The sequence below is a fragment of the Seohaeicola sp. 4SK31 genome (assembly GCF_028802875.1).
GTDB lineage: Bacteria > Pseudomonadota > Alphaproteobacteria > Rhodobacterales > Rhodobacteraceae > Seohaeicola.
This window is the reverse complement of the sequence record NZ_JARAMP010000010.1, coordinates 103,553-122,025: the sequence shown is the minus strand read 5'-3', so window position 1 is coordinate 122,025 and position 18,473 is coordinate 103,553. Positions and strand designations below refer to the sequence as shown.

Annotated in this window: 15 protein-coding genes; 11 read left to right on the top strand and 4 right to left on the bottom strand. The window is 64.0% G+C overall.

From position 1 onward, the window contains the following. Positions 1-20 precede the first annotated feature (20 nt). From PVW27_RS10365 to PVW27_RS10355, 3 genes are read right to left on the bottom strand one after another with little or no spacing between them, the layout of a single operon-like run. Positions 21-1,181, bottom strand: coding sequence for an acyl-CoA dehydrogenase family protein (locus PVW27_RS10365; RefSeq protein ID WP_274557458.1), 1,161 nt, complete (start codon positions 1,179-1,181; stop codon positions 21-23). Beyond that, positions 1,181-2,632 carry a carnitine 3-dehydrogenase gene (locus PVW27_RS10360; RefSeq protein WP_274557456.1) on the bottom strand — a complete coding sequence of 484 codons (1,452 nt, stop codon included), beginning with the start codon at positions 2,630-2,632 and terminating at the stop codon, positions 1,181-1,183. The genes PVW27_RS10365 and PVW27_RS10360 overlap by 1 nt, the downstream gene beginning before the upstream one ends. Further along, positions 2,629-3,537, bottom strand: a complete 909-nt coding sequence (locus PVW27_RS10355) for a 3-keto-5-aminohexanoate cleavage protein (protein ID WP_274557454.1) — start codon at positions 3,535-3,537, stop codon at positions 2,629-2,631. The genes PVW27_RS10360 and PVW27_RS10355 overlap by 4 nt, the downstream gene beginning before the upstream one ends. Positions 3,538-3,608: 71 nt before the next feature. Here PVW27_RS10355 and PVW27_RS10350 point away from each other — a divergent pair, with 71 nt between their 5' ends. From PVW27_RS10350 to PVW27_RS10300, 11 genes are all read left to right on the top strand, one after another. Beyond that, positions 3,609-4,589 carry a GlxA family transcriptional regulator gene (locus PVW27_RS10350; protein WP_274557452.1) on the top strand — a complete coding sequence of 327 codons (981 nt, stop codon included), beginning with the start codon at positions 3,609-3,611 and terminating at the stop codon, positions 4,587-4,589. A gap of 218 nt (positions 4,590-4,807) precedes the next feature. Then, complete coding sequence (locus PVW27_RS10345; protein ID WP_274557451.1) at positions 4,808-6,583, top strand: type I secretion protein; 1,776 nt, start codon at positions 4,808-4,810, stop codon at positions 6,581-6,583. A 122-nt stretch (positions 6,584-6,705) separates the two neighbouring features. After that, the gene (locus tag PVW27_RS10340) at positions 6,706-7,362 is read left to right on the top strand and encodes a pyroglutamyl-peptidase I family protein (RefSeq protein ID WP_274557450.1); all 657 of its coding nucleotides are present in this window, start codon (positions 6,706-6,708) and stop codon (positions 7,360-7,362) included. Between the two features lie 281 nt (positions 7,363-7,643). Beyond that, a complete protein-coding gene (locus PVW27_RS10335) occupies positions 7,644-9,278 on the top strand; it encodes a flotillin family protein (RefSeq protein WP_274557448.1) in 1,635 nt (544 codons plus the stop codon). Positions 9,279-9,335: 57 nt separating this feature from the next. After that, complete coding sequence (locus PVW27_RS10330; RefSeq protein WP_274557447.1) at positions 9,336-10,583, top strand: urea ABC transporter substrate-binding protein; 1,248 nt, start codon at positions 9,336-9,338, stop codon at positions 10,581-10,583. An 89-nt stretch (positions 10,584-10,672) separates the two neighbouring features. Then, entirely contained in the window at positions 10,673-11,533 is an 861-nt protein-coding gene (locus PVW27_RS10325; RefSeq protein ID WP_274557520.1) for a branched-chain amino acid ABC transporter permease, read from the top strand. After that, a complete protein-coding gene (locus PVW27_RS10320) occupies positions 11,530-12,573 on the top strand; it encodes an ABC transporter permease subunit (RefSeq protein WP_274557445.1) in 1,044 nt (347 codons plus the stop codon). The genes PVW27_RS10325 and PVW27_RS10320 overlap by 4 nt, the downstream gene beginning before the upstream one ends. Further along, positions 12,570-13,298, top strand: coding sequence for an ATP-binding cassette domain-containing protein (locus PVW27_RS10315; RefSeq protein WP_274557443.1), 729 nt, complete (start codon positions 12,570-12,572; stop codon positions 13,296-13,298). Before PVW27_RS10320 ends, PVW27_RS10315 begins: the two co-directional genes overlap by 4 nt. Then, the gene (locus PVW27_RS10310) at positions 13,295-15,664 is read left to right on the top strand and encodes an amidase (protein ID WP_274557441.1); all 2,370 of its coding nucleotides are present in this window, start codon (positions 13,295-13,297) and stop codon (positions 15,662-15,664) included. Before PVW27_RS10315 ends, PVW27_RS10310 begins: the two co-directional genes overlap by 4 nt. A 22-nt stretch (positions 15,665-15,686) precedes the next feature. Beyond that, complete coding sequence (locus PVW27_RS10305; RefSeq protein WP_274557439.1) at positions 15,687-17,399, top strand: AMP-binding protein; 1,713 nt, start codon at positions 15,687-15,689, stop codon at positions 17,397-17,399. 18 nt (positions 17,400-17,417) lie between these two features. Beyond that, positions 17,418-17,714: a putative quinol monooxygenase gene (locus tag PVW27_RS10300; RefSeq protein WP_274557438.1), complete on the top strand. Its 297-nt coding sequence runs from the start codon at positions 17,418-17,420 to the stop codon at positions 17,712-17,714. On the opposite strand, the gene PVW27_RS10295 is transcribed toward PVW27_RS10300, so the two are convergent. Then, positions 17,711-18,472, bottom strand: a complete 762-nt coding sequence (locus PVW27_RS10295) for an SDR family NAD(P)-dependent oxidoreductase (RefSeq protein WP_274557436.1) — start codon at positions 18,470-18,472, stop codon at positions 17,711-17,713. The two genes, PVW27_RS10300 and PVW27_RS10295, sit on opposite strands and share 4 nt — an antisense overlap. Between the last annotated feature and the right edge of the window lies 1 nt (position 18,473).

The following is an 18,473-nucleotide window of genomic DNA, read 5'->3' as shown; positions in this document are numbered from 1 at the left end:
GGGCAGACAGCCCCCCTGCTTCATTCGTGGGGGCGCAGCAGTTCGCGGCTGATGATGTGGCGCTGGATCTCGGATGTGCCTTCCCAGATCCGCTCGACCCGCGCGTCGCGCCAGATGCGTTCCAGCGGCAATTCATCCATCAGCCCCATGCCGCCATGGATCTGGATGGCCTCATCCGCGACCATGGCCAGCACCTCGGTCGCCTTGAGCTTGGCCATGGCCATGTCTGCATCGGTGACGCTGCCTTGGTCGAATTTCCAGCCCGCCTCCCATGTCAGGAGTTCCGCTGCCTTCAACTCCATCGCCATATCGGCCAGTTTGAAGCTGACGCCCTGAAACTTGCCGATGGCCTGCCCGAACTGGCGGCGGTCGGCGGCGTAGCGGATCGCATGCCCCAGCGCGCGATCGGCGCGGCCCAGACAGGTGGCGGCGACTTGCAGGCGGGTGGCGCCCAGCCAGTCATTGGCGACCTCGAACCCCTTGTGGACCTCGCCCAGAACGTTTTCAGCGGGCACGCGGCAATCGTCGAAGTCCAGCACGGCATTGCTGTAGCCCCGATGGCTCACGTTGCGATAGCCGTCGCGGACGGTGAAGCCTCTGGTGCCCTTGTCCACGAAGAAGGCGGTAATCTTCTTCTTCCGGCCGCGCGGCGTGTCTTCTTCACCGGTCGCCATGAAGGCGATGGTGAAGCCCGCGATATCGGCATGGCTGATGAAATGCTTTGTGCCGTTCAGCACCCAATCTCCGCCGTCCTGCCGCGCCGTGGCCTGCATCCCGCGCAGGTCCGATCCGGCCCCCGGCTCGGTCATGGCCAGACAATCCCATGTCTCGCCCCGGATACAGGGCATCAGATATTTTTGCCGCTGCGCCTCCGTGCCCGCCAGCAGGATGTTCGAGGGTCGCGCCACGCAGGTCCAGTGCAGCGCATAGTTGGCGCGGCCCAATTCCCGCTCATAAAGCAGCCATGACAGCGGATCGAGGCCGGCGCCGCCCACGTCCTCGGGCATGTTGGCGGCATAAAGGCCCGCCGCCATCGCCTTGGCCTGCACCTCGCGGATCAGCTCCATCGGCAGATGGCCTGTGCGCTCCACCAGCGCCTCGTGCGGATAAAGCTCGGCCTCCACGAAGGCGCGGGTGGTATCCACGATCATGCGCTGCTCATCGGTCAGGGCGAAATGCATCAGCCTTTCCCTTGCCCGACATGGCGGCCCACGCTGTCCGGGCGAGGCAGCGCGGCATGGGCATCGCGGATGCGGAACAGGCTGTCCAGCACGCCGGGTGCAGCAGGACAGGCACGCCCAGCCGTCATGTCCACATGCAGCAGCATCTGCTCCAGCGTCGCCACCGCAACCCCGTCCTTTTCGATACGGATGAACACGTGCAGCCGCTTCTGATCCGCCGCCAGGACCTGCAACGATCCGGTCAGACGGTCGCCCAGCTTGGCCTCTCCCAGATGCAGGATATGCGTCTCGGCGGTGTAATAGCTGTGCCCACCGGCCACATACTCCATCCCCGCCCCGATCAGGCGCAGGAAGGCGTCCGACGTCTCGGACCCCGCGAACAGATAACGGCTTTCGGTCATGTGGCCGTTATAGTCGATCCACCCCGGCAGAACCTGCAACTGCGCCAGCACCAGCGGCGCACCTGTCGGAGTGGCGGCAACAGCAGCCTCGCGCCGCGCGGCATCATGGGCGTTCAGCACCCGCCCCGCGCCCCAGTCGCGTTCCTTCAACGTCCGCAGAAAGCCCACGAGGTTGGAATCCCGGATACGCTCCAAGTCGCGGATCGAATGGTGCCCCGATTGCGCATCCGATTGCCCGGCGATCAGATCGACCAATTCGTCGTTGAACTCGGGCACATCCGTCAGCTTGGTCCAGGGCCAGGCCAGACAGGGGCCGAACTGCGCCATGAAGTGCTTCATCCCCGCCTCGCCACCCGCGATGCGATAGGTCTCGAACAGGCCCATCTGACCCCAGCGCAGGCCAAAGCCCATGCGGATCGCCTCGTCGATTTCCTCGGTGGTGGCGATCCCGTCCTTGACCAGCCACAGCGCCTCGCGCCACACCGCCTCAAGGAAACGGTCGGCAATATGGGCGTCGATCTCCTTGCGGATATGCAGGGGGAACATGCCGATGGCGCGCAGCGTATCCTTGCCCCGTTCGATCAGTGCAGGGTCCGAGGCGGCGCTGGGCACCACCTCGGCCAAAGGCAGCAGGTAGACCGGGTTGAACGGATGGGCGACAAAAATCGTCGCTGGGTTGATTGCGCCTTCCTGCAATTGCGAAGGCTTGAACCCCGATGTCGACGATCCCAGCGGCGCGTCTGGCGCATGCGATTGAATCTCGGCATAGACCCGATGTTTCAGGGCCAATTGCTCGGACACGGATTCCTGAATGTAATCCGCCCCCGTCACCGCCTCGGCGATCGTCGCGGGATATGTCAGGCGCCCCGGTGCAGGCATCGGCACATCCGACAGCGCCGGGAGGGAGGCGCGGGCATTGGCCATGACCGCCTCGATCTTGCGCGGCGCCTCGGGGTCGGGGTCGAACACCGCCACATCCCAGCCATTGAGCAGGAAGCGCGCGGCCCAGCCGCCGCCGATGACGCCGCCCCCGATGATCGCGGCCTTCATAGCGGCGCCCTCTTGTCCAGTTGCAGGCGTTGCCGCACGGCATCGGGTCCGATCACCCGAGCGCCCATATTCTCGATGATGCTGACGGCGCGTTCTACCAGTTGCGCATTGGTCGCCAGCACGCCCTTTTCGAGATAGAGATTGTCTTCCAGCCCCACGCGCACATTGCCCCCTGCAAGCACCGAGGCCGCCACATAAGGCATCTCGTTGCGCCCGATGGAAAAGGCTGACCAGTGCCAATCCTTCGGCACATTATTCACCATCGCCATGAAGGTGTTCAGATCATCCGGCGCGCCCCATGGCACGCCCATGCACAGCTGCACCAGAACCGGAGCGGGGATCACGCCCTCCTCGACCAGCTTCTTGGCGAACCACAGATGGCCGGTGTCAAAGGCTTCGATCTCGATCCGCACACCTGCGTCGGTCATGCGCCGCGCCATGTCGCGCAGCATGCCGGGCGTGTTGACCATGACATAGTCGGCCTCGGCGAAATTCATCGTGCCGCAATCCAGCGTGCAGATTTCAGGGCGGCATTCCACGACGTGCTGCACCCGTTCCGTGGCCCCCGCCATGTCAGAGCGCTGTGACATGCGGTTCATGGCCTCGGTCCCGTCGAACATCAGGTCGCCGCCCATGCCCGCCGTCAGGTTCAGCACCACATCGACCTGCGCATCGCGGATCCGCTCGGTCACCTCGCGGTAAAGCGCGGGATCACGCGCGGGCGCGCCGGTTTCAGGGTCGCGCACATGGCAATGCACCACCGCAGCACCCGCCTTGGCCGCGTCGATGGCAGAGGCGGCGATGGCCTCGGGCGAGCGAGGCACATGGGGCGACATGTCCTGTGTGCCGCCCGATCCGGTCACGGCGCAGGTGATGAAAACCTCTCGGTTCATGGTCAATGGCATGGAAACCCTCCCTTGGTCGGGATCAGGCTATCAGGCTTGCATGGCCACTCTTGGCGATTTACGAAATGGAAATGGCATTTACAGAAACGATCTTCACGGCCTCTGACGACCCGCTCGAAATCGCGGTGCTGGTCCTGCCTCGCGCCTCGATCCTTGAGGTTGCGTCAGTGCTGGACCCGCTGCGCAACGCCAACCGCCATCTGGGGCGCGAGGGGTTTCGCTGGCGTGTGGTGTCTCCCGACGGGGCAGCGGTATCCCTGACCTGCGGGATCGAACTGCCCGCACTGGGCGCGCTTGCCGCAGCAGAAGGCGCCGATGTGCTGATCGTCGTTGCAGGCTACAACCAGTCCGAGATCGCGACCCGCCCCCTGATCGCCGGGCTGCGCCGGATGGCTCCGCGCTTTCGCGCCATCGGGGCGGTCGATGCGGGGCCTTGGGTGCTGGCCCGCGCCGGATTGCTGGACGGGCACCGCGCCACCGTCCATTGGGAGGATCTTGAGGATTTCGCCACTGCCCATCCCCGCGTCGATGTGGTGCCGGACCGTTTCGTTCTGTCGCGCAACCGTTTCACCGCCGGCGGGGCGGCTCCGGCCGCCGATCTGATGCTGCACCTGATCGGTGCGCGCTGCGGCGCGGCTGTTGCGGGGCAGGTGGCCGCATCGTTCCAATACGAGGCGCAGACCGATGGCACCCGCCCGCAACGGCCCGGCATGTTGCCCATGGCCGATGACCCGCGCCTTGCCGCCGCCCTTGCCATGATGAACGCCCATCTGGAAGATCCCCTGCCGCTTGAGGTCATCGCCCGCGCCCAAGGTCTGGGCCTGCGCCGCATGGAGCAGTTGTTCCGCGACACGCTGGGGCAGGGGCCTGCTGCCGCCTATCTGGACCTGCGCCTGCAAACCGCGCGGCGCATGATCACCGACACCCGCCACAGCCTGCGTGAAGTGGCGCTGCGCTGTGGCTTTGTCGATCCCACCGGTTTTTCCCGCGCCTTCCGCCGCCGGTTCGGCACCGCACCCAGCCGCATCAGGGCAGCCCGGATCCGCAGCTGACCACAGCCCCGACCGCGCGCGGTTTCCCGTGCCATCCGGCGCGCCGTGATCCCATCTGCCGCGCCGTCACGACCATGTGGCGACAGGACCCATCCGAAAGTCGGGCCACCCTGCCGCATGGCAAGGCGCGCAATACCAACGTGCCGTCGTGAAAATTGGTTAAGGCACATAATCTGCAAAGCCTCGGACGTGTAATCCGCCACGCCCGAGGCCCGACCATGACCCGCCTTGCCATCAAGACTGCCTATGAGCAAACATATACCGCCGATCACTTTGGTGCCAATATCCTCGCAACCCGCGACAAGCTGGGCGAGAACGGCACCTATGACGAGGCCGTCGAACACCTTGGCGTCAGCACCATCCGCTACCCGGGCGGATCATTGACAGAACGGTATTTCGATCTGTCCGATCCTGACCGCCTGATGGCCGAGCATTACATCACCGGGGCCGATCAGCCGCTGTTGCCTTATTCCGAGTTCATGGCTTTTGCGGAGGAAACGGACCGATCGGTGATGATCGTGCTGCCCACCCGCTCGCAACTCAGCCAGCAGGCGGATGCCAATGGCGACCGTTTTGCCGCCATTGACGAAGACACCCTGCGCGACTTCCTCCGCGACACGCTGGACGGCTTCTACGGCGCGCCCCGGATCGCGGGGTTCGAGATCGGCAATGAATACTGGGACAGCGGCGAAATGACCTCGGTCGAATACGGGCGCGTAGCCAGCGCCATGGCCCGGATCGTGAAAGAGGAGTTGACCACCCATCCCGATTTCGACACCCTCTTCGCCGAGACGACGGTCAATGTGCAGGTCGGTCTGGACAATGGCTACGCCGCGCTGGACGGGCGCTACAGTGGGACAGCGCAGGACCAGCTGGATCAGTTCAGCGCGGAATATGACCTGCCGCTGGACGATGGCTTCATCTATTCCAACGGCACCGTCGCCTGGTCCAAGATCGCCAATCTGCTGATCGTGCGCGAGTTCGATCTGCCCGAAGAACGCGCAGCCGTCGATGGCGTGATCGCGCATGTCTATTCCAAGGGCGAATTCGAAACCTCAAGCCATACGTTCGAATTGCGCCTGATCGACACGTTCTGGGACGAGGGGTTCAATGACGTGAAGCCCGTCATCACCGAATGGAACGTGCGCTCGCCCGGTCGTGACGCCGAGACGGATTTCGGTCTGGTCCAAGCCGGCGAGATGCTGGATCTGGTCGAGGCGATGGGCCTTCACGATGTCTCGGCCGCCTATGTCTGGGCGGTGCAGCAAGGCAGCAATTCCAATCTGATGGGGGATGAAGGCAACCCGGACGAGACTGTGGGCGGCGCCTTTTTCCGCATGATGTCCGAGGCCCTGCCGGGCACGCGCGCCGTTGTTCTGAACGGCGCGAACAGGCAGCAAAGCGAACTGGCGCTGGAAAATGCCGAAGCGCATGTCTTTGCAGGAAACGAAAAGATGGTGCTCTATCTGCAATCCACCAACCCTGACGAAACGCATGAAACGACAGTGGACATCAGTTCCCTCGTCACCGGCTTTGACTCGATCACCATGACGAAACTGGGCGTGGCCCCGGGGGATCTTGTGGGCAGCAACACCGCCACACCGGTTCTGACCGAACTCGACCCGGAGTCGCATTATGACAACGGCTTCGTGTCCGTCACCCTCGCCCCGCGCGAGATCGTGCAAGTCACCATCGGCGGTGCGGATTTTGCGCCCGATCTGATGGCAGCTCTGGGCGAGGGCGATACGGAGGACACGTTGCAGGCGGTCAGCATGATGCAGCCAGCCGTCGCCAAGGTCGCTGCTGTGGACGAGGCTTTCTGGTTCACAGGCGGCCCCTCATTGGAAGAGATCGCCGCGCGGCAAGAGGAACTGGACGCCCAGCGGGCCGAGGACATGCCGGAAGACGATGGCAACGATGATCTGGGCTTCAGCGCCGACATGCTGATGTTCGGCCTGCTGCTGCCGCTTCTGATGGTGGCGGGTGGCTTCTGATCGGGCCGGGTCAATACGCCAAACCCTGCCAGCGTTTCCGGTGGTGACTTTTCGCCGCCGCAGCGGCAATCTGCCCGGGGATCGGTTGGCCGCAGGCCACCGCGGGGCAGAAGGGTTCGGACATGATCCTGGTCACAGGATTTCAGGGCTATGGCGGCCGCAGCGCCAATCCGTCGGAACTGGTCAGCCGCGCGCTGGATGGCGTCCGCATCGGCGGCGCAATGGTGCGGGGTCATGTCCTGCCTGTCGATTTCCAAGGCATGCGCCGCCAATTGCCCGCACTGATCGACGATCTGCGCCCGCAGGTGATCGTCTCGCTGGGCCTCTGGCCGGGCGAGGCGATGCTGCGGATCGAACGCATGGCCGCCAACTGGTCGTGGTTCGAACTGCCCGACAACATGGGCCATCGACAGAATGGCCGCGTTCTGGATGGCGGCCCGGACGGCTATCTCTCCACCTTGCCCGCCGATGCGATGCAGGCAGCGATTCGCGCCAGCGGCCTGCCATGCCGCCAGTCCGGCAGCGCGGGCACCTATCTGTGCAACGCCACGCTCTACACTGTGCTCAATCATTGTGCACTCCATCACCCCGAAACGCGGGCAGGTTTCATCCATCTGCCCTATCTGCCCGCGCAAGTGGCTGATCTGCTGGACCAGATCGCGCATGACGCGCAGGTCGAACAGCATCAGAGGGCGGATTTCGCCTCGATGCACCTTGATGACATGGTCACCGGGCTGCGCATCGGGCTGGAAACCGCATGGTCTGCCGCGCAGGTCTGATCAACCGCAAGCGATACAAAACGTGCCCTGATCCGTGCCTTTGCCACCGGGCGTTGCGTAAATGCGTGGCAGTGAAAAAAGGCCCCGCGAACTGGCATCACGCATCCTTGCCGTCTGGACTTAAGCCCCTCACACAAGGTGATTGACAGAATTTCAAAGCACCGCTTACGCTGGGTCAATAAAAGCGAACAGTTGTTCGAAATCCGGTGACATGTTCGCCGACATAACAGCGCTCTACGGTCACGCAGACCGAAGGAGCCGCTTCAACGGGAGTGCGCGCGATGACGGTGTTCGTCAGTCTGGTCATCCTTCTTGTCGTCGTCATTCTGATCATTCTTTTCCTGAACAGGTATTACCGCAAAGCCACGCGTGAGGTCAGTCTCGTGCGGACGGGTGCCGGGGGCCAGCGGGTCGTGCTGGACGGGGGCTGCATCGCGCTGCCCTTCCTGCACAAGGTCTCCGAAGTGAACATGCGGACCACCAAGCTGGAAATCGAACGGCTGGGGCCGAAATCCATTATCACCAAGGATCGTCTGCGCGTCGATGTGGGGGCGGAATTCTATGTGCGTGTGCGGGCCACAGCCGAAGGCGTCGCCACGGCGGCGCAGGCTTTGGCGGGCAAATCCTTCCGCTCTGCCGATCTGGCCGAAACGCTTGAGGGCAAGCTGGTCGATGCCATGCTGTCCGTCGCCGCGCGTTACACCATGGATGAATTGCAGGACAACCGCGCGGGCTATGCGCGCGAAGTCTCGGACGTGCTGACCGACAATCTGGCACAGAACGGCCTTTTGCTGGAATCCGTCTCGCTGACGCGGATCGACCAGACGCCATTCCATGCGCTGGATGAAAACAACGCCTTCAACGCACTCGGTATGCGCCGCCTGGCTGAAATCATTGCCGTGAACAAGAAAGAGCGCGCCGTGATCGAGGCGGATGCCGAAGTGGCAGTCCGCCAAAGCCAGCTGGATGCCACCAAGCGCAAACTGACCATCAGCCGCGAAGAAGAAGAGGCGATGATCACCCAGCAGCGCGAGATCGAGATCGCCCGCTCCCGCTCCATGGCCGAAACCGCCGAGGAGCAGGCCACCTCCGAGAAGCGCCGCGAGGCAGCGCGCATCGCCCGCGAACGCGAAGTGCGCCTGACCGAGATCAGCAAGGACCGCGAACTGCGCGAGCAGACGCTGGCCGCCGAACTGGCCACCGCATTGGCCAGGACAGACAACGCCGTGCGCCTTGCCGCCAAGCGGGTCGAGGAAGCCCATGCCGAGGCCGAGGCGATTGCCGCCACCGCCGCCGGGGCCGAGGCCGAGGAGAAGGTCCGCACCATCCGCGAACAGGCCGCCGCCGACCGCGAAAAGGTGCTGGCCCTGATCCGTGCCGCCGAGCAGGCCGAGGTGGACGATACCCGCGTCCGGTCCGAAGTGGGCACGCTGCTGGCCATGGCCGAGGCCGAGGCAAAAGCCATGCTGGAACGCGCCGAGGCGCAGAAGGCCAAGCTTCTGGCCGAGGCCGAGGGCCGCAGCGCCGTCATCACCGCCGAAAACAGCCAGAGCACCGAGTTGATGGCCATGAAGCTCGACGAGGCGCGCATCCGCACCCTTCCCGAAGTGGTGGAACGCATGCTCAAACCGGCCGAGAAAATCGAAAGCATCCGCATCAACCATATCACCGGCATGGGCCGGGCAGGTGGCAGCGGTGGCGAGGGCGGCACCGCCAATGATGGCGGCACCGTCAACCAGCTTGTCGATGGTGTGCTGTCCATGGCCTTGCAACTGCCCGCCGTTCAGCGGCTGGGCGAGGAAGTAGGCATGAATATCGGCGATGGCGTGCGCGGCGTGACCGAACAACTGGACCGCCGCAGCAGCGCATCCCGTTCCAAGAAAACGGACGGCAAAACGTCCGAATCCAAGGACTGATGCGGCTTGGCCCCGCAAGGGCACCGCAAAGGTCACAACCCAACAGGAGAGACTGACATGACTTTTTCGCGTAGAAGTTTTCTGGCCGGATCTTCCGCGCTGGCACTGTCATCCGCCCCGATCATCGGGCGGGCGCAGGGCAGCGACAAGATCATCTTCGCCTCGATCCTCGACCTGTCGGGGGGCCTTGATATCTACGGCACCGCAATGGCCGATGCCACCAGCCTTGCCATCGACGACATCAACGCCGCTGGCGGCCTTCTGGGCAAGGAGGTGGAGCTGAAGATGTATGACGCGCAGTCCACCATCCAGTTCTACACCCAATACGCCACCCAAGCCGCCGCAGGCGACCGCGCCGCAACCGTGCATGGCGGCATCACCTCGGCCAGCCGCGAAGCCATCCGGCCGACGCTCGCCCGCTTCAAGACGCTCTATTTCTACAACACTCAGTATGAAGGCGGTGTGTGCGACTTCAACAACGTCTGCACCGGCTCTACACCCGCACAGACCGTGGCCAAGGTCGTGCCTTACGCGATGAACAAATGGGGCAAGAAGGCCTATATCATCGCGGCCGATTACAACTATGGCCAGATCATCGCCCAGTGGGTGGAACGCTTCGTCAAGGAAAACGGCGGCGAGACTCTGGCCATCGAATTCTTCCCGCTCGACGTCACCAACTTCGGACCGACCATCAACAAGATCCAGCAGGCCAAGCCGGATCTCGTGTTCTCGGGCCTCGTGGGCGGCGCGCATGTGTCCTTCTACCGCCAATATGCGGCGGCAGGCATGAACAAGGAAATCCCGATTGCCTCCACGACCTTCGGCATCGGGAACGAACACAAGCTGATCTCCGCCGAAGAGGGCAACGGTCTGCTGGCCGCCTACTCCTACTTCGAAGGAGTGAAGAACGCCGAGAACGAGGCTTTCCTCGCCCGCATGGATGCCAAGTTCGGGGCCAACCGCGCCACGATGAACGAGCTGACCGTGCGCTCCTACGAGGGGGCGATGCTCTGGGCCGAGGCTGTCAAACTAGCTGGCAGCGTCGAGCATGCCGAAGTGACGGCGGCGCTCAAGTCGGGCCTGACCTATAACGGCCCCTCCGGCCCCATCACCATCGACCCACAGACCAACCACGCGATCCAGAACGTCGTGCTGGGCGAATTGCAGGATCAGGAGTTCAACATCGTCGAAAGCTACGAGGCGCAGCCTCCGGCGGATACGCAGCTTGTCTGCGACCTGAACGCCAATCCGACCCTTTCGACCTTCTACTTCGAAAACGGTCTGGCCGCCGCCGGGATCAAGTGATCCCGACCCGCTGCTGACCTGACCCTGTCGCCGGGGTCCCCATGGCCCCGGCGCAACCCTGAACCGGAACGGAGAGCCCCTTGGATCTCGTGGCTGCGATCGGCCTGCAACTGGCCTATGTCATCGCGAACCTGGCCCTGATCAGCCTTGGCCTTGCGATCATCTTCGGCATGATGCGGGTGATCAACCTTGCGCATGGCGAATTCCTGATGCTGGGCGGCTATACGGTCGTGGTGGCCACCAATGCGGGCGTGAACATCTGGGTCGCCATGCTGATCCTTGCCCCCTTGGTCGTGGGGATCATCGGCGTGATCGTGGAACGCCTGCTGATCCGCTGGCTCTATGGGCGGATGGTGGACACGCTTCTGGCCACATGGGGGCTGTCCTTGCTGCTGGTGGGGATCGTGACCTCGATCTTCGGGGCCTCGACGGCCACCACCGTGGCCCCGCCCTTGGGCGCGATCCAGATCGGCACCTATTCGGCGTCGGGATATGAGCTGTTCCTGATCCTGATCACCATCGTCCTGCTGATCGCCGTCTGGCTGACGCTGCGCTTTACCAAGCTGGGGCTGCTGGCGCGCGGCACCATGCAGAACGCGGAAATGGCCTCATCCTTGGGCGTCTCCACCAGCCGCATCTACATGATCACCTTCGGGCTGGGCGCGGCCGTGTCGGGCCTTGCGGGCGGCTTGCTGGCCCCCATGACAGGCGTTCTGCCCACCATCGGCGCCACCTATATCGCCAAGGCTTTCATCACCGTGATCTCGGGCGGATCGGCGATCCTTGCGGGCACCACGGCCGGATCGGTCCTGCTGGGCGGGATCAACGGCATATTCTCCTTCATCGCGGGATCGACCTTCGGCGAGATCGCGCTTCTTCTGGCCGCCATCATCCTCTTGCGCCTGATGCCGCGCGGGATCACGGGCCGCTTCTTCCGGAAATCGCTATGAACAGCGGCATGTTGCGCCAGATGCGCCCGACCTTCTTCTATGCCCTGCTGGGCGTGGTGTTCATGTTTGCCGCCCCACAGGTGTTGCAACTCTTCACCATCATCAACCTGACCACGGCCATCGCACTGGCGGTGCTGGCGCTCAGCCTTGCGCTGATCTGGGGCTATGGCGGCATCCTGTGCTTCGGACAGGTCGCGTTCTTTGGCCTTGGGGCCTACGCCTATACGATCTCGGCCATCAACTTCGGCGGCTCGACATGGGCGATCCTTGTGGCGGTCCTGGTCACATCGGCCTTTGCCGCCGCCTTGGGCTATTTCATCTTCTATGGCCGGGTGTCGGATGTCTATCTGGGCGTCATCACCCTGACAGTCACGCTGATCTTCTTCTCGCTGATCCGGCGCACCTCGGGGCCGGAATACAAGATCGGCAACGCGCTTCTGGGCGGCTTCAACGGCGTGTCATCGCCGCCCATCAACCTGCCGTGGAACCCCACCGCCTTCCTGTTCCCGGAACATGTGTTCTACGTCGCCATGGCCGCCCTGATCCTGTGCTATGTCTTCGTGGGCTGGCTGGTGAACACCAAATTCGGCCGCGTCTGCGTCGCCATCCGCGAGAATGAGCTGCGCGCCGAACTCTTGGGCTATGACACGCGCCTGTACAAACTGGGCATCTTCACCATCGGCGCAGGGATCGCGGCCATCGGCGGGGTTCTGTTCTGCAACGGGGTAGGGCGCACCACGCCGGATGTGTTCAGCCTGTATAACGCGGCGCTGACGATCATCTGGGTGATCGTGGGCGGGCGCGGCACGCTGATCGGCCCCATCGGGGCCACCTTCGCGCTGTTCTACCTGACCTCGGCCCTCGGCGGGCAAAGCGTGCTGAACAACAACCTTGTGCTGGGCGTGATCCTGATCGTCTTCGTGCTCCTGGTGCCCAAGGGCGTCGCTCCGACGATCATCGACTGGGTCAATGCAAGGCGCAAAAAGGCCCCCACGCGCACACGCCGCCGCCGTGGCGCACGGGCGGAGGGAACAGAATGACACGTCAACGCGGTGAAGTGGTCGTCGAAACCCGTGGCCTCTGTATGCACTTCGGCGGCGTCCGCGCTGTGGATCAGGTCGATTTCACCCTGTTCGACCGCGAATTGCGCTGCCTGATCGGGCCGAACGGTGCAGGCAAATCCACCTTCTTCAAATGCCTGACCGGACAGCTGCGCCCCTCCGCGGGCGAGGTCAAGATCCGCGGGCAGGACATGACCGGGGCCGAACCCTTCGAGGTGGCCAGCCTTGGCGTCGGTATCAAGACGCAGGTGCCCAATGTCTTCGACGGCCTCACCGCCGAGGAAAACATCTGGATCTCCGCCCGCCGCTGGCATGACGACCGCCGCGCCCGCAGCATGACCGCCGAGACGATCGAACGGCTGCGTCTGGGCGATATCCGCCGGATGCAACTGGGTCGTCTGGCCCATGGGCAGCGCCAATGGGTCGAACTGGGCATGGTGGTGGCGGCCGAGCCGTGGCTGGTGCTGCTGGATGAACCCGCCGCCGGCATGACGCATGAAGAAACCTTCCGCACTGCCGAGCTGATCGAAGAGATCAACAAGACATCGGCCCTGATCGTGGTGGAGCATGACATGCAGTTCATCCGCATGATCTCGCGCACGGTCACGCTGTTTCATGAAGGCGGCATCCTGATGGAGGATACGATGGACGCCATTTCGGCGGACAAGCGCGCGCGCGAAGTCTATCTGGGGCATCGGGCATGAGCACGCTTCTGAAAGTTTCGGGCCTGCGCGCCGGCTATGGCCGCGTCCCGGTCCTGCACGGGATCGACCTGACCGTGAACGAAGGGGAAATCCTCGGTGTTCTGGGCCATAACGGCATGGGCAAATCCACGTTGCTGAAAACCCTGATGGGGATCATCCCGGCCTCAGGTGGCAGCATGGTCTTTGACGGGCAGGACATGGTGCGGATGCGGTCCTCTGGCCGCGCACAGCTTGGCATCGGCTATGTGCCGCAGGGGCGCGGGATATTCCCCAACCTCAGTGTGCGCGACAACCTGCGTATGGGCGTTGCTGCCCATGACATGGACGAAGACAGCGCGATTGACCGCGTGCTGGCCGATTTCCCCCGCCTTGTCCGTCTGCTGGACCGCGACGGCGGCGCGCTCTCTGGCGGCGAGCAGCAATTGCTGGCCCTCGCCCGCTGCCTGATCTCGGAACCCGATTTGATCCTGCTGGACGAGCCGACCGAAGGCATCCAGCCCTCGATCATCGACGAGATCATCGACCTTCTGAAAGAGTTGAACCGCCGCGATGGCCTCAGCATCATTCTGGTCGAACAAAGCCTTGATTTCATCACCGCCCTGTCGGACCGCGTCCTGCTGATCCAGAAGGGCCGCATCATGGGCGAGGTGGCAGGGTCCGAGGCCGCCGATCCCGCCCTGATCGAGGAATTCACCGGCTTCGGTGCCAGCGGCGGCAAGGCGGCCAAACCCGCGCCCAAACCCCTAGGCGCGGCCAAACCTGCCGCACCGCCCCAACACGCCGCGACACAGGCCAAGACACAGACGACACGGTCCGCCGCCCCGGCCCCGTTGCAAGAAAGGATGTCCTACATGACCGTCCAGCGCCCCACCCATGCCCAGATGAAAACCATCGTCGAGGAACTGGGCATGCACATGTCGGATGCCCGCGTGCAGGAGTTTCTGGACGTGATGCAGGGCACGCTTGATGCCTATGACATTGTCGATGCGCTGCCCGATTACCTGCCCCCGGTGCTCTATCCCCGCACCTCCGGCTATCGGCCCACGGCCGATGAAAACCCGATGAACGCGTGGTATGTGAAGACCGAGATCAAGGGCGCGCCGCGCGGGCCCTTGCTGGGGCGGACCATCGCGCTCAAGGATAACGTCTGCCTTGCGGGCGTGCCGATGATGAACGGGGCGGCCACGCTCAAGGGCTACACCCCTGATCTGGACGCCACCATCGTCACCCGGCTTCTGGACGCAGGTGCCACCATCGTGGGCAAGGCGCATTGCGAATATTTCTGCCTCTCCGGCGGCAGCCATACCAACGCCACGGGCGCGGTGCACAACCCGCACAAGCACGGATACTCGGCCGGGGGGTCATCCTCCGGCTCCGGCGCGCTGGTCGGGGCCGGGCTGGTGGACATGGCCATTGGCGGCGATCAGGGCGGCTCGATCCGCATGCCTGCGTCCTTCTGCGGCGTCTACGGCATGAAGCCGACCCACGGCCTTGTGCCCTATTCCGGCATCATGCCGATCGAGAACACCATCGACCATGCCGGGCCGATGACTCAGACCGTCATGGACAACGCCCTGATGCTGGAAGTCATCGCCGGGGCCGACGGGCTTGATCCGCGCCAATATGACGTCGTCACCGACAAATACACCGCCGCCGTGAACCGGGGCGTTTCGGGCCTCAGGATCGGGGTCGTCAAGGAAGGTTTCGGCCATGCCTCGTCCGAGGCCGACGTGGACGCGAAAGTCCGCGCCGGGGCCGAGATGTTCCGCCGTCTGGGCGCAACCGTGGACGAGATCTCTATCCCCTGGCACCTGCACGGACCCGCCATCTGGACACCCATCGGTCTGGAAGGTCTGACGAACCAGATGATGCTGGGCAATGGCTTCGGCACCGGCTGGGAAGGGCTCTATACAACCTCCCTGCTGGATTATCACTCGAACTGGCGTTCCCGCGCGGATGAGCTGTCGGACACGCTCAAGATCTCGATGCTGGTGGGGCAGTATCACCTCAAGCACACGCGCGGGCGCTACTATGCCAAGGCGCAGAACCTGTCGCGGCAGCTGCGCGAGGAATACAACAAGGTCCTCGCCTCCTATGACCTGCTCCTGATGCCCACCACGCCGATGAAGGCAACCCCGCTGCCGCCGCCCGACAGTTCGCTCGCCCTCTGGACACAGCGCGCCTTCGAGATGCTGCCCAATACCTCGCCCTTCGACGTGACGGGCCATCCCGCCATGTCGATCCCCTGCGGCATGTCCGATGGCCTGCCCATCGGCCTGCAACTGATCGGGCGGCGCTATGAGGAAAGCACGATCTACCGCGCCGCCGGGGCGTTCGAGCAGGCCGGCGACTGGCGCAAGATGTAAGGGCAGGGGGCAAGGGCGGATCATGTCGGCACGGGTCACATCACAGCCGGGCATCCGCCCCGCCAACGGGCTGTCGCATGTGGCGGGCAGCACCGACCGCCCGCTGATCGAGGCGACGATCCCGGCCTTCTTGGCCGAGGTCGTGCGCCGCCACGGCCACCGTGCGGCGGCGGTCTTCCGTCAGACTGGCGACCGTTGGAGTTACGATGAATTCGCCCGCCTGATCGACCGGCTGGCAGCGGGCTTGCTGTCGATCGGTGTCTACAAGGGCGACCGCGTCGGCATCTGGTCCCCCAATCGTCCCGAATGGCTGCTGGCGCAATTCGCCACCGCCCGCATCGGCGCGATCCTTGTGAACATCAACCCGGCTTACCGCACGTCCGAGCTGGACTACGCGCTGAACAAGGCGGGTGTTTCCTGCCTGATCGTGGCGCCGCAGTTCAAATCCTCCAACTACATGGCGATGCTGGCGGAACTTGCCCCCGAAATGGCCACCTGCCCGCCGGGGCGGTTGCGGGCCGCACGCCTGCCCGCCCTGCGCAGCGTGGTGCAACTGGGTCCCAAACCCCGCCCCGGCGCGCTGTCCTTCGACGAGGTGATGGACCGGGGCAACCGTGCCGTCCGCACCCGTCTGGACGCGATCAGCGCCAGCCTCAACCCCGATGACGCGATCAATATCCAGTTCACCTCGGGCACCACAGGCGCACCCAAGGGGGCCACCCTCAGCCACCGCAACATCGTCAACAACGCCATCTCCACCGCCCGCGCCATGCGCCTGCAACCGGGCGAAGGGCTGTGCATCCCCGTGCCCTTCTATCATTGCTTCGGCATGGTGCTGGGCAATCTGGCCGCCTGTTCCTATGGCGTGACGATGGTCATCCCCGGCGAGGCGTTCGATGCCCGCGACACCCTTGCCGCCATCGACGCCGAAGGCTGCGCTGCCCTCCACGGCGTGCCCACGATGTTCCAGGCGATGCTGGACCATCCCGAATTCGACAGCTTCGACATGCGCAGCTTGCGCACTGGCATCATGGCGGGGGCACCTTGCCCCGAACCCCTGATGCGCCGCGTGATGGAACGGATGCATCTGCACCAGATCACCATCGGCTACGGCATGACCGAAACCAGCCCGATCTCGTTCCAATCCGCCGTGGATGATCCCCTGGACCGCCGTGTCTCGACCGTGGGCCGCATCCAGCCCCATGCCGAATGCAAGGTTGTCGGCCCCGATGGCCGCACCCTGCCGGTGGGGCAACAGGGCGAGTTGCTGACACGCGGCTATCTGGTGATGAAAGGCTACTGGAACGATCCCGAACGCACCGCCGAGTCGATCCAGCGCGGCTGGATGCACACCGGCGATCTGGCGACCATCGACGCCGAAGGTTACTGCCGCATCACGGGCCGGTCCAAGGACATGCTGATCCGGGGCGGCGAAAACGTCTACCCCGCCGAGGTCGAGGAGTTTCTGACCACCCACCCCGACATCTCGCAGGCGCAGGTCTTCGGCCTGCCGGATGCGAAATACGGCGAGGAGGTTGCGACCTGGATCATCCTGCGCCCCGGTGCGTCCATGACCGAAGACGCCTTGCGCGACTGGTGCCGTGGCAAGATCGCCCATTACAAGGTGCCGCGCTACATCCGCTTCGTCACCGACATGCCGATGACCGTCACCGGCAAGCCGCAGAAATTCATCATGCGCGACAAGATGATGGCCGATCTGGGCCTGACCGCCTGATCAGAAAAGGAAAGACCGATGTTCACCCTGACCGCAATATTGCGCGCCCAGAAGGGGCATGAGGATACGGTGAAGGCGGAACTGTTGAAGGTGGGCGATTATGTCCGCGCCCAAGAACCCGACACGGCCAGTTTTTTCGTAACGCAAAGCGCCGATGATCCCTGTCTTTTCGTGACCCATGAGCGGTTCACGGACCGCGCCGCGATGGAGCGGCACAACAACGGCGCGGGATCGCAAGGGTTCTTCGCCGCCGCGGGCCATCTGCTCGACGGCCCCGCCACCGTGGTGACAGGGCCGGAGGTGTTTTTTCGTTAAAGCTGCACGCCCTTGGTCAGCGCCCCGTCGATCACCAGATTGGTGCCGCTGGTAAAGCTGGACGCGGGCGAGGCGAGGAAGACAACACCCCGTGCAATCTCCTCGGGTTTCGCCATCCGCCCCATCGGGTTCATCCCCAAGGCTTCGGCAAACAGCGCCGGGTTGTTCTTTTCGATCGACTGCCAGATGCCGCCGTCGAAATAGGTATTGCCCGGCGACACGGTATTGGCCCTGATCCCCTTGGGGGCCAGTTTCATCGCCAAACCTTGCGCGTAATGCACCAAAGCGGCCTTGAAAGCGCCATAGGCGGGTCCGGTGAAATCCACCTCGCGCCCCGAAACCGATGAGATCAGCGTGATCGACGCCGCATCGGATTTCTCCAGCCAAGGCATCGCGGCATTCACCAGACGCACCGAATGCATCATGTCCGTCTCATACCCGGCCTGCCACGCCGCCTCGTCATCGGCCACGGCCAGCGCCGACACATTCGCCACGACAATGTCGATGCCGCCCAAAGCGGCGGCGCTGTCCTGCACCCATGATTTCAACGCATGCGCATTGGACACATCCACCGCCCGGCCAAAGGCATGGGCGCCCTTGGCCTTGAGCGCTTCGACCGTGGCCGTCACGCCCGTCGCATCGCGTGCGCAGACCGATACCGCCGCGCCTTCCGCCGCGAAGATCTCGGCGCAATGCAGGCCGATCCCCTTGGTGCCGCCCGTGACCAGCACGCGCTTGCCTTTCAATCCCAGATCCATC